This window comes from Salinivirga sp., assembly GCF_035268865.1.
Lineage (GTDB): Bacteria > Bacteroidota > Bacteroidia > Bacteroidales > Salinivirgaceae > Salinivirga.
The window spans coordinates 15606-27962 of sequence record NZ_DATFKB010000144.1; the positions used below are offsets into that span (position 1 = coordinate 15606).

A 12357-nucleotide genomic window follows, 5' to 3' on the forward strand; every position below is an offset into this window, starting at 1 on the left:
TGTGCAAGATAGTATTTAGATAAATAAATTACAATGCATGCCATGTCATTAGCTTATTATTTTTAGTCAGTGTGACTGGTTATGTAGTTAAGATTAAGTTATTCAAGGGGTTATTAGGCTCTGTTGTTTGTGTTTTTTATTTAGTCAGCCCTACTTATAAATTCTGGTTTTCTGTTGGTTTACCGACTTTACATTTATTTCACATCAAAAATTAAAATATTGATCATTATGAGAGAAGTTGTAATAGTATCTGCTGCACGCACAGCAATAGGCTCTTTTGGAGGCGGATTAGCCAGTTTGAGCGCTGTAGATTTGGGCGTGCATGCTGCAAAAGAAGCTATAAAGCGTGCCGGAATTGCTCCGGAAGAAATTCAGGAATCAATTATTGGAAATATTTTATCAGCCGGGCAGGGCCAAAATGTGGCCCGCCAAATTTCTATTCACAGCGGAGTTCCTGAAACCACACCTGCTATGACCATAAATAAACTTTGTGGGTCCGGGTTAAGGTCTGTTATAATGGCCGCTCAATTCATTGCCCTGGGCGATGCCGATGTGATACTGGCCGGAGGTACAGAAAGTATGTCTAACGCTCCATATATACTGCCACGGGCACGTTTTGGCTATAAAATGGGTCATGGCCAGCTTGAGGATAGCATGATTAAAGATGGTTTATGGGATATTTTCAATGATTACCATATGGGTGTAACTGCTGAAAATATTGCTGAGCAATGGAATATCGGGCGCGAGGAGCAGGATCAATTTGCTGCTCATTCACAGCAAAAAACAGAAGCTGCTCAAACCAATGGCCGTTTTAAAGATGAAATTGTTCCTGTAGCTATTCCACAGCGTAAAGGTGATCCAATAATAGTCGATACGGATGAATTCCCTCGCCATGGAACTACCGCTGAGAAATTGGGTAAACTTAAACCAGCATTTAAAAAGGATGGAACAGTAACAGCTGGAAATGCTTCCGGTATCAACGATGGCGCTTCTATGCTCATTGTAATGTCTGCTGAAAAAGCAGAAGCTTTAGGCTTAAAGCCGCTTATGCGTATAAAATCATACGGTAATGCAGCATTAGATCCAAAGATTATGGGATATGGACCAGTACCCGCCACTCGTCAGGCACTCGAACGTGGAAATATGACAGTTGATGATTTGGATTTGATTGAGCTTAATGAAGCATTTGCTGCACAGTCACTTGCTGTGGTTAAGGATCTGAAGCTAAATCCTGAGATTGTGAATGTGAATGGCGGCGCAATTGCGTTGGGGCACCCAATAGGAGCAAGTGGTGCAAGAATATTGACTACGCTTATTTATGAGATGCAAAAGCGCAGCGCTAAAACAGGTCTGGCTTCACTTTGTATTGGTGGAGGACAAGGCTCTGCACTTATTATTGAAAATTTGAATGCATAATACTTAACAAGCGCAAATTTTATGGTGCGATCACATTTTTTACATAGTAATCGTATAAAAATGCATTACCTGGAACGGGCCGGCGATGGACCGGTTCTGTTCCTTATTCACGGTAATGGCTCATCATCGGTGTTTTGGCGGAAACTGATGGGCAGGTTGCCGGCATCATATCGCGCTATAGCTCCAGATATGAGAGGTTATGGGCATAGCGAGGCGGCTGTTGTGGATGCTACCAGGGGATTTGACGATTTTGTGGAGGATATTGCAGCTTTAATGCGCTCGCTTGAAATAGAACAGGCTCATTTTATGGGGCATTCATTAGGCGGAGGAATGCTTTTTGCTTTCGCCTCTGTTTATTCAGAGAAAGTGCAATCACTTACACTTGTTAATCCTGCTTCGCCATATGGATTTGGAGGCACAAAAGGTGTTGATGGCAAACCCTGTATGCCAGATTTTGCTGGTTCCGGTGGTGGTATTGTCAACCCTGAATTTGTGCAAAGATTGATAAAAAAAGACCGTAGCCTGGCCGACTTAAATGCCAGCCCAAAAGCAGTAATAAACCGCTATTACTGGAGGCCTCCGTTTGTGCCAGACAATATAGAAGAGTTGCTGGAAAGTCTTTTTCAGGAAAAGATTGGAGAAAAGCATTACCCGGGCGATTTTTATAAAAGTTCCAATTTCCCATTTGTAAAACCTGGTATTTATGGCCCCATGAACGCTGCATCGCCAAAATATTTGAACGGCATGGCCAGTGCATTTATTTATGCAGAAAAAAAGTTTAAAGTGCTATGGGTGAGGGGAGCAGATGATGAGGTTGTAAGCGATGAATCTGTTTTTGATCCCGGCACTCTGGGAAAGCTTGGATTATTGCCTGATTACCCGGGAGCTGAGGTTTACCCATCACAACCAATGGTTAGCCAAACACGATATGTGCTAGAACAGTATGCTGAACACGGAGGTAGTTTTCAAGAGGTTGTGATGCAGGAAACCGGACATACCCCATTTATAGAAAAACCACAAGAATTTATCACACATTTAAATACGTTTATTCAAGAACTTAAAATAGATAATTATGAAAAGATTAGAAAATAAAGTAGCCATTATTACAGGTGGCGCCGATGGCCTGGGAAAAGCCGGTGCAGAAAAATTTGCCAGTGAAGGTGCAGAAACAATAATTTGGGATGTAAACAGCGAAAAAGGAGAAGAGGTTGCCAAGGCAATCAATAATCAAGGAGGTAAGGCCCGTTTTATGAATGTGAATACGGCTGATCTTGGGGCTGTAGAAAAAGCAACAAATGAAATTATATCTCAGAGCGGTAAAATTGATATTTTAGTAAATAATGCCGGAATTACCCGCGATGCAAGCCTGAAAAAAATGACTCCTGAGCAATGGCAACAGGTGATAGATGTAAACCTGACAGGTGTGTTTAATTGTACCAAGATTATAGGTATTCATATGACTCAAAATAAATATGGGCGCATCATTAATACATCTTCGGTTGTGGCGCTTTATGGAAATTTTGGACAAACAAATTATGTAGCCACAAAAGCCGGTGTTATTGGAATGACTAAAACATGGGCACGTGAATTAGGTTTTAAAGGCGTTACTGTAAATGCGGTAGCACCAGGTTTTATCATGACAGATATGGTGCGCAAAATGCCTGAAAATGTGCTTGAAACCATGCAGAGCAAAGTGCCATTGGGACATTTAGGTGATCCGGAAGATATTGCCAACGCATATTTATTCCTGGCCAGTGATGAGGCGCGCTATGTAAACGGAGCAACTTTGAGTGTGGATGGCGGAATGACTATTTAAATGATAAATATTGAGGATGATGACATAAATTCGGAGACATCATTGCGTGGGGTATATACCGAAGCAAGAACTGCGGTCTCAAAGATGTAGGGTTTTAAAGTCTTTTATCCTCATTTCTATAACTAAAACTTAATAACATGCGAAATGCAATAATTCATTCCAATGGCATGTATGTACCTGAAAGGGTTGTGCCTAACAGTTATTTCGATGAATTGTTGGGCGAAAATGTAAGTGACTGGCTTGAAGAGTTTGTGGAGATTTATGAACGCAGGTGGGCTGCAGAAGATGAATCTACAGCTGATTTGGCGACTGCTGCCGCACGCCAGGCAATGGAGCGTGGCAATGTGAAACCCGATGAGGTCGATTTGCTCATTATATCGACAGATACGCCTGAGTTTATATCACCATCGACCTCATCGAAAGTGCAGCATATGCTAGGTCTAAGGAATGCAGGTACTTTTGATATCAATACAGCATGCGCCGGTTTTGTAACCGCTCTTGATGTTGGATCAAAGTATATCAAAGCAGATGAACAATACCAGACTGTATTGATAATTGGAGCCTATGCCATGAGCAAATACATCAATAAATTGGATAAAAAAACAGCCAATTTGTTTGCCGATGGAGCAGGAGCATTTATTCTGAAAGGAGAAAAAAATAGTAGACGTGGTCTTCAGGCCAGCAGGCTAATTACCCATGGGCAATATCACGATTACATGGGTATTTTTGCCGGGGGAACCGCCCAGCCTGTGAATCATGAAGCACTTGAAAAAGGAGACCATTTATTAAGAATTGCCAAAAAGTTTCCTCCTGAAATTAACCCTGAAACCTGGTCTGCAATAGCGAGGGAGCTCAGTGGTCGTGCAGGTACAGATTTAAAGGATTATGCCCAGTATTTTCTTACGCAAATTAACATTAACAGTATCAGAGAAACCATGGACCGACTGGAATTACCCCACAAAATGGCACAAACCAGTATGCATTATTATGGATACACGGGATCAGCCTGTATTCCATTGGCTTTTGAAGATGCACTACAAGCCGGGAAAATAAATCGTGGCGATTCGCTTATGTTTATTGGTTCAGGTGGAGGTTTAGCCTTTGCCGGAGCAAGTTTTATTTATTAATCAACAAAATTTTATACCGTGGATACGCAATCTTTTATCATAGGAACCTGGATTTTAATATCACTTTACATTGGTGCTATTTTATTTTTTGTAATCAGGGGTGCGCTCAAAACCCAGTCTATAGCTGATTTTGCCGTAGGCAATATCAAATTTTCACCCACCGCTGTAGGTCTTTCGCTGGCAGCCTCTATTACAAGCGCCGCTACTTTTGTTGTAAATCCCGGTTTTATCGCCAATTATGGTTTAAGCGGGGTGCTTTCTTTTTGTGTTTTCTTTCCTTTTGCAGCCATGGTTTCACTTGTAGTGCTTACTAAAAGTTTTCGGAAATACGGACAAAAAATTAAGGCACTAACCCTGGCACAATGGATAGGCGACAGATACAACAGCAAAACATATTCATTAATCATGGCATTTTTATCTCTGCTCATGATTACTTTTATAGTTTTAATTGTGGTGGCCATTACAAAAGTACTTAGCAAAGCGCTTAATGTGGAGGAGATGTATGTGCTAATTGGTTTGGTGATTTTTGTGTTTGGATACATGATGTTTGGTGGCGCAAATTCTATGGTTTACACCAATTCTATTCAGGCTATCGTGATGCTTGTGGTTGCCATTATTTTACTCACTTCAGGTTATGAGCATTTTAAGGGAGGTATAGATGCTTTTGTAGAGCGTTTGCGAAGTATTGATCCTGTGCTTGTAAAGGCGACAAACCCGGAGAGCTGGCTTTTTAGGGACTTTTATGAAATTATATTCGCCCAAATAGTAGTGGGTGTTGCTGTTGTTGTACAGCCACACATTATTACAAAATCCTTGCTGTTGAAAGATGAAAAGCAGGTTAATAAGTTTCTGACAATTGCGGTAGCTGCCGAAGCGTTGTTTTTTATAGTGGCTTTTGCCGGACTGTATGCACGTATTACATTTCCTGATCTGACTTTTCAGGGAGAGGCCTTAAAAAACGATGGTATAATTCCTGCCTATGTGGTTGCTGCCTTTTCGCAGGGGTGGGTTTCTGTAATTATTGGTCTGATTGTAATTCTGGGGCTTATATCAGCTGGCTTATCTACCCTCGAGGGGCTCATCCAATCGGTTTCAACCACCATTACTTCGGATATTGTTAAGCGTTTAAGCCCCGTAGCCCTGCGCGAGAAACAATTAATGTGGATCAATAAGGTTGCAATTATGGCACTGGCCGCAATCACCATAGTTATTTCATGGGAACAAATTGTTTCGCCTAAACTGAGCGTTGGAATTTTGGCCCAAAACGGTGTTTATGCTTACTTTTCAGCAGCTTTTATCCCGGTACTTTTCGGCATTTTTCTCAAAGAGGTTGATTACAGAGCACCTTTAGCGGCTACTTTAACATCTATTTTTATACATTTTAGCGTATATTATGTGCTGCCGGTTTTTGTTGAGAATTATGGATTAGATCTTGGATTTTTTACAAAATACCTGCAAGGAACAGTGCGCAACCCGGCAATTGCAGCCTCTACAGCAATTGTTTTAAGTACCATTGTTGGTATTGTTGTGCATCGTATTACAAAACGAAAAAAGATGGTTCAGGCCGCCTGATGGAAGTTAGAATTGAATAGCATCAAAAAATATAGCATGCAAAATATAAAAGATAAAATGGAACATTTCGATTGGTTCAAAAAATGGAGTGTTTATAATCCGGACAAAGTAGCCTTTAAAGAATATGAAACCGGAAGGGAGTATACCTTCGCACAGGTTAATCATCTGGCAAATCTTACTGCACAATATTTTATAAATGATTTGGGCGCAAGTACCGGTGACAGAGTCGCTGTGTTATCAGAAAACAATTTAGAGTACATGGTGCTTTTTGCTGTGGCCCAAAAAACCGGATTGACTTTGGTTCCGCTTAACTACCGGCTTACATCGCGAGAACTCGATTTCATGCTTGCAGATAGCGATCCTGATATTGTACTGTGGGAAAAACACTTTGCCGATAAAATTCAAAATGCAGCAGCTTATAAAACCATCAGCCACAAAATACCTATGGAGAAGCTGTTGGAAATGCATAAAAAGTATTTGTCTATTGATGCGTTTAGCTATGAGGGCGTACATGAATTCGACGAAGATCATCCCGTTTTTTTAATTTACACATCGGGTACAACTGCTTTCCCTAAAGGAGCTAAATATACCCACAAAATGTTATTGTGGAACAGCCTGAATACTGAAATTCGTTTAGATATTACATCTTCGGACAGGGCTATAAATTGTGCACCGCCATTTCATACAGGGAGCTGGAATGTGCTCCTTGCTACTTTTGTGCTACATGGGGCTTATACATTGCTAATGCGGAATTTTGATGCTGATGCAGTGCTGGAACAAATGGATCTGGATAAGCATACCATATTTTGGGGTGTACCCACAATGCTTAAATTAATGGTCGATTCCCCTAAGTTCGAATCTGTTGATTTAAGCCGCATACGATACTTTGTCATTGGTGGCGAGGCCATGCCCATTCCTTTAATAAAAATATGGGATAGAAAAGGTGTGCCGGTTCGGCAGGGCTATGGTCTAACAGAAGTTGGTCCCAATGTTACATCACTGGATCATAGTGATGCTATACGCAAGCAGGGATCTATCGGTACTCCAAATTTCTTTTACCAGACCAAACTGGTTAATGAGCAGGGAAAAGAAGTTAAAAACAATGAGATTGGCGAATTAATTATAAAGTCAGCTACGGTTACCCCGGGTTACTGGAAAAATGAAGAAGCTACCCGCAACACCATTGTTGATGGTTGGTTTCATACCGGCGACTTAATGAAAAAAGATGATGAGGGGTATTTGTATGTGGTTGATCGTATTAAGAATATGTACATCTCAGGTGGAGAGAATGTGTATCCGGCTGAAGTGGAGCATTTAATCAGGCAATTAGATGATGTGCGGGATGTGGCAATTATTGGCGTGCCGCATGAGAAATGGGGTGAAACCGGGAAGGCATTTATTGTAAAAAAGAGTGGGAGTGATTTGAGCGAAAAACAGGTCATTGACTATTGTCGTAAGAACCTGGCCAAATATAAAACTCCCGCATATATTAAGTTTCTTGAACAATTGCCAGTGAATAATGCCGGAAAAATAGATCGCAAAACGTTGCGCGATCAGGAAAAAACAGAAGCGTAAACAAATAATTGTTAAAGATACCTTTACCATGAATAAAGATAAAGCAATTGGAATTGTCGGATATGGCATTTATTTGCCAGAGGGCCGGCAGTCTGCTGAAGAGATAGCATCTGCAACAAATGGTGTGTGGACTGCTGATGCAGTGCGTGAAAAACTGGGTATAGAACAAAAAGTAATTCCCGGCAAGCATGATGGCACCCAGGAAATGGGCGTAAAAGCAGCTAAAGACGCTTTAGCGCGTACCCAAACCGATCCAATGGATATCGATCTTTTGCTTAGTGTAGGAGAAGAATGGAAAGAATATCCACTGACTACTTCCGGAATTTACATTCAGGAACAAATTGGTGCCCGCAGGGCCTGGGCAATCGATGTGCAGCAAAGATGCTGCTCTACCATTAGTGCACTAAAAATGGCCAAAGATATGATGTTGGCCGATGAAAATATCAACACGGTAATGATTGCCGGTGGCTACCGGAATGGCGATTTTGTCGATTATACAGACAAAACCATGTCGATGATGTATAACCTGTCAGCAGCCGGGGGTGCTTTAATTCTAAAAAAAGGATACGAACATAATCTTCTTCTTGGATCACATGTGATGAGCGATGGATCTATGGCTCGTGATGCCGGAGTTGTTTATGGTGGAACCGAAAAACCAATTACATGTGAAAATGCCGGTAAAGCATATAAATCGTTGACATTAATGAATCCGGCACATATGAAAGAGCGGCTCAATTCAGTATCGATGGACAACTGGATGAATTGCATCGACCTGGCTTTGCAAAAATCAGGTTATCAAAGAAAAGATATTGATTATTTGGCTGTGTTGCATTTCAAACGATCTATGCATAAAGTGATGCTAGAGGAGTTAGGGCTCTCAGAGGATCAAACTGTTTATCTCAGCCAGTATGGACATGCCGGACAGATTGATCAAATATTATCGTTGCACCTTGGGCTGGAAAGTGGTAAAATTAAAAACGGAAGTGTAGTGTCAATGATAGCAGCAGGTATCGGCTATGCCTGGGCCGCTAATGTAATTCTTTGGGGTTGATTTTAGTGTTAGTCAGACATGATTATGTTAGGGTTATGTGTTTAATTATTAAGAATTTAATATGCTTTAGGCTGTTTGTTTTAGTAAAAGTCAGACCAGTAAAACAAGTTAAGGCATTATGGCAACATTAAGAACGTGCTAAATTTGTATTAAATGATTGTAAAAAACCAATAATTAATTTATTATGAGAAAACTATTTTATTTGATGATGATTGCACTGCTTTCAAGCGCAGTTTTCATTAGTTGTAACGACGACGATGATGATGATACGTCGAATCCACCTGAATTTGCAGGTGCAAACTTGTCCGGAGATAACGAGACTGTAACGGTCACATTTACACAAGGCGTTTACGGTGACGAAGCTGCCACAGAACCATTGACAGCCAATAGTTTTGCAGTGGTGCTAGCCGGTGGTAGTGCTGTAATGGATGGCATTACTGTGGAGCATACTGCAGGAGCCGAAATTGCTGAAATTATGATCAATTACACTGAGCCGGCAAATGGTGAAGAAGTAATTACCGTTGAACCTTTGTTCATCTATAACTCAGAAGGAGTTGCCATGAGTACTGACCAAATGGCTACTGTACAACTGGCAGAACTTGGTATAATTGGAGAGTGGTATTCTTCTGGGAATAATGTAGCACCTTTGCTTGCTACTTATTTTAATGTAGATTCTATTTATGCCAATTTCAATAGCGATCAAACTTATGTGGTAGAGAGTTATGACCCGGATGGTGTTAAGACAGAGTATACCGGAACGTTTACCCAGACCAAATCTGATGTGGGTAACATTTATACAATCCTACTTAATCAGAGCACTCCAAGCTCAATTACAAGCGAGGGTATATTTGAAGTAGTTCCCAATGGCGATGGGTTTGACCTTAAATATGAAGTTGTACAAACTGAGCCGGACATCGGTAATACTCCACCAACACCCTCAGGAGGTTTCGGATCATCGAATAATGGTGAGTTAGGCGATTCAAATATTCAAAAGTTCTTAATATTGAACTAATCAAAAACATTTGGTTATGTGTCTTTTGGGAGGACACATAACCACTTTTTTAAATGTTTTATTAGATTTTCCATATCTTTAGTGCCATGCCGGTTTATACACGCCTGATGGCAAACCCCATTTAATATTTAATTTATGAGACGTTTTTATCTAATTATGCTTATTGCCCTGCTCGGGGTATTATGGGTCGTGGAGCCTGTGCGGGCGCAGCAACAACCAGTGCAGGTTTTTAAATATGATCTTCCGCGCGAACATGAGGATGAGTTTCAGTTTCTTGCATTTTTCCTGAATCAGGGGGTTGTGTCCAATTTTCATCCTAATAACACATTGCTCAAAGGGCAGGTGATTGGTCGTATGTTTGGGCAAAACTCTACAAATACAAGCGATTCGCTCACGTCTGCATATTTTGAACAACGTATTTTGCCTTTTTTCATTTATAAGCCCAAGCTTTTTAATGGCAAGGCCATTTTAAGAGCTTCATTTGAAATAGACTGGACATGGGGTGATGTAGCCTATGGAACAGGAGGGAATTTTGGTTCTGCTCCGGCTGGTGACCAGGTAAACCTGCAAACCCAGAATGTAGAACTTGAATTTATTCCTGCCAAAGGATGGTTCATTAACCTTGGGCTTCAGCGAATGTACGATTCACCTTACAACCCATACCGCACTACCGTGGATAAAATGCTTGCCACAGGCTATCGCCTGGGCTATTGGGGTACAGAAGGTGTAGGGCTTACAGTTCGCCACGATGCTGATTACTATCGATTCAAAGCCGGGTTTTATAAGTTGTATGAATCATTGATTCAGGAAAATGATGATGTGACAATGGGTGAATTGTTTTTCGAAAAAACACTTACCAAACAATGGCGATGGGGCGGATCTGTCAATTATGTGCGTGACAGAGCCAATGGTAAAGGCGGTGTCTCTATACTGGGCCAGGGACTTAATGCTACACAACTGAATGCATACAATGGTACATTCAAGTTTAATTTTGGCGATAAACCATACCGGGCCGATATTTTATGGTTTGGTACATTCTTTAGCCGGAATCCCGATTATATGATGGATCGTGTATATCTGAACGGATTTTTTAATTACAATTATGGTCTGGCAGAGGTCGATAACGACGGTAACTGGGAGAAAGGTGCCGATATTGCCGGATTCGGTGCTAATCTGAGCGCGGGATATCGGTATGGGCAAACCAAAAATGATATGATTTCTGTAGATGTGATCTATGCAAGCGGCGATGACGATGCTTTAAATGATAAAACATATAACGGTGTACTTACAGGCAATATGTGGGCCTCACCGGGTAATGTTTTTATTGGTAGTGGCGCCCATTTACTGTTTCCGCATGGAAATGTGGTCAACAGGTTTACACCAGTGGTAGCAGATTTTTCAAATATGGGTTACGGCCTTTTTGGAGGAACTTTTAATGCCTCGCGTGACCTTATACCACATAAACTGAACTTGAAAGTTGGCGCTGCTTACGCCATGAGCGTCGCAGAACCTATTGGCGGAGGTACAAATCTTGGTACAGAAGTGAATGGCGTTGTAGCCTATAATTTTGGCCCGTTTATGAGTTTAGAATTGCACGGAGCATACATGAGTTTAGGAGATTTTTTCGATAGTAATGATATTCGCTACGGGGCTGATGTGAACAGTACCTTTAATGAAGAGCGACCAGTTGACCCGTGGACTGCATTTATAGTGTTTAAATGGCTTATGTTTTAAATTTTATCCTTATGCAAACAATGAAAAATATGACAAAAATTATAATTCCGCTGTTATTCATTTTTACGATGATTTTTACGGCGTGCAGTCCGTACAGCAATTTAACACCAATGGATAGTATGCGTGAGGATTTACAGTATCCTTTTGATGTAAAATATGCCGATATTTCTGATAATCAGAGTATCGCTTATGTGGATGAGGGTCAGGGGCCTGAGACAATAATTTTTATTCATGGTCTGGGTACCTATTTGCGGGCCTGGGAGAAAAATATTGCTGCATTAAAAAGCGATTACAGATGTGTTGCCATTGATTTGCCAGGTTATGGAAAATCTACTAAACTGCCCCATGATGGCAGCATGACATTTTATGCCGACGTAGTTATGGAGGTGATGAATCATCTCAATATAGAGTCTGCCATATTTGCCGGTCATAGCATGGGCGGACAAATATCTATGGTGGCAGCTTTGCGTTATCCGCAAAGAGTTGAAAAGCTGATACTCGCTGCTCCAGCTGGATTCGAACGTTTTACTGAGGGGCAAAAAGAGTGGTTTCGTGAGGTTATGAGTCTTTCCGGAGTTAAAAAGACAACAGCAGAAGCCATTATGACCAACGCAGCCTACAACTTTTATAATATGCCCGACGATGCCGAATTTATTATTACCGACAGGCTGGCTATGCGCAGTGCAAAAGATTTTGATCATTATTGCCATACTGTGGCTCAATCTGTTGATGGTATGGTAAATGAGCCAGTGATTGATAAGCTGGATATGATTAAACAGCCGACGCTAATTGTTTTTGGCGAAAATGATAACCTTATTCCCAACCGCTATCTTAATCCGGGTTGGACAAAAGACATAGCAATGATAGGTGATAATAAAATTCCAGATAGTAAGCTTATTATGTTGCCTAAATGCGGACATTTTTTACCATTCGAAAAGGCGAATGAATTTAATTCCGCAATACGTCAGTTTTTGAGTAATTAAATCAAATATGTCTCAAGAATATTTAAATACAGAGTATTGTCACATTGCTTTTGATGAGGATGTGCAAACTG

Annotated in this window: 10 protein-coding genes; all 10 read left to right on the top strand. The window is 40.9% G+C overall.

The window, feature by feature from the left end; all coding sequences use genetic code 11:
* Positions 1-228: 228 nt before the first annotated feature.
* The 10 genes from VJ937_RS08725 (at position 229) to VJ937_RS08770 (ending at position 12286) form a co-directional block, all read left to right on the top strand.
* Entirely contained in the window at positions 229-1416 is a 1188-nt protein-coding gene (locus VJ937_RS08725; protein WP_324066512.1) for an acetyl-CoA C-acetyltransferase, read from the top strand.
* A gap of 60 nt (positions 1417-1476) precedes the next feature.
* A complete protein-coding gene (locus VJ937_RS08730) occupies positions 1477-2508 on the top strand; it encodes an alpha/beta hydrolase (protein WP_324066513.1) in 1032 nt (343 codons plus the stop codon).
* Positions 2489-3232: a 3-oxoacyl-ACP reductase FabG gene (gene fabG, locus VJ937_RS08735; RefSeq protein WP_057954363.1), complete on the top strand. Its 744-nt coding sequence runs from the start codon at positions 2489-2491 to the stop codon at positions 3230-3232. Before VJ937_RS08730 ends, fabG begins: the two co-directional genes overlap by 20 nt.
* A gap of 137 nt (positions 3233-3369) precedes the next feature.
* A complete protein-coding gene (locus VJ937_RS08740) occupies positions 3370-4359 on the top strand; it encodes a ketoacyl-ACP synthase III (RefSeq protein ID WP_324066514.1) in 990 nt (329 codons plus the stop codon).
* A gap of 18 nt (positions 4360-4377) precedes the next feature.
* Complete coding sequence (locus VJ937_RS08745; protein WP_324066515.1) at positions 4378-5931, top strand: sodium/pantothenate symporter; 1554 nt, start codon at positions 4378-4380, stop codon at positions 5929-5931.
* 36 nt (positions 5932-5967) lie between these two features.
* Positions 5968-7506: an AMP-binding protein gene (locus VJ937_RS08750; RefSeq protein ID WP_324066516.1), complete on the top strand. Its 1539-nt coding sequence runs from the start codon at positions 5968-5970 to the stop codon at positions 7504-7506.
* Between the two features lie 28 nt (positions 7507-7534).
* Positions 7535-8557 (top strand): 3-oxoacyl-ACP synthase, encoded by a 1023-nt coding sequence (locus tag VJ937_RS08755; RefSeq protein ID WP_324066517.1) that lies wholly within the window; start codon positions 7535-7537, stop codon positions 8555-8557.
* A 184-nt stretch (positions 8558-8741) separates the two neighbouring features.
* Positions 8742-9569 carry a hypothetical protein gene (locus tag VJ937_RS08760; RefSeq protein WP_324066518.1) on the top strand — a complete coding sequence of 276 codons (828 nt, stop codon included), beginning with the start codon at positions 8742-8744 and terminating at the stop codon, positions 9567-9569.
* Positions 9570-9704: 135 nt separating this feature from the next.
* Positions 9705-11303 (top strand): hypothetical protein, encoded by a 1599-nt coding sequence (locus tag VJ937_RS08765; protein WP_324066519.1) that lies wholly within the window; start codon positions 9705-9707, stop codon positions 11301-11303.
* A 29-nt stretch (positions 11304-11332) separates the two neighbouring features.
* Positions 11333-12286: an alpha/beta hydrolase gene (locus tag VJ937_RS08770; protein WP_324066520.1), complete on the top strand. Its 954-nt coding sequence runs from the start codon at positions 11333-11335 to the stop codon at positions 12284-12286.
* The last annotated feature ends 71 nt before the right edge of the window (positions 12287-12357 follow it).

Excerpts from the sequence above, each read along its gene's own strand:
- VJ937_RS08725 (WP_324066512.1), top strand. The coding sequence starts at position 229 with ATGAGAGAAGTTGTAATAGTATCTGCTGCACGCACAGCAATAGGCTCT.
- VJ937_RS08730 (WP_324066513.1), top strand. The coding sequence starts at position 1,477 with ATGCATTACCTGGAACGGGCCGGCGATGGACCGGTTCTGTTCCTTATT.
- fabG (WP_057954363.1), top strand. The coding sequence starts at position 2,489 with ATGAAAAGATTAGAAAATAAAGTAGCCATTATTACAGGTGGCGCCGAT.
- VJ937_RS08740 (WP_324066514.1), top strand. The coding sequence starts at position 3,370 with ATGCGAAATGCAATAATTCATTCCAATGGCATGTATGTACCTGAAAGG.
- VJ937_RS08750 (WP_324066516.1), top strand. The coding sequence starts at position 5,968 with ATGCAAAATATAAAAGATAAAATGGAACATTTCGATTGGTTCAAAAAA.
- VJ937_RS08755 (WP_324066517.1), top strand. The coding sequence starts at position 7,535 with ATGAATAAAGATAAAGCAATTGGAATTGTCGGATATGGCATTTATTTG.
- VJ937_RS08760 (WP_324066518.1), top strand. The coding sequence starts at position 8,742 with ATGAGAAAACTATTTTATTTGATGATGATTGCACTGCTTTCAAGCGCA.
- VJ937_RS08765 (WP_324066519.1), top strand. The coding sequence starts at position 9,705 with ATGAGACGTTTTTATCTAATTATGCTTATTGCCCTGCTCGGGGTATTA.
- VJ937_RS08770 (WP_324066520.1), top strand. The coding sequence starts at position 11,333 with ATGACAAAAATTATAATTCCGCTGTTATTCATTTTTACGATGATTTTT.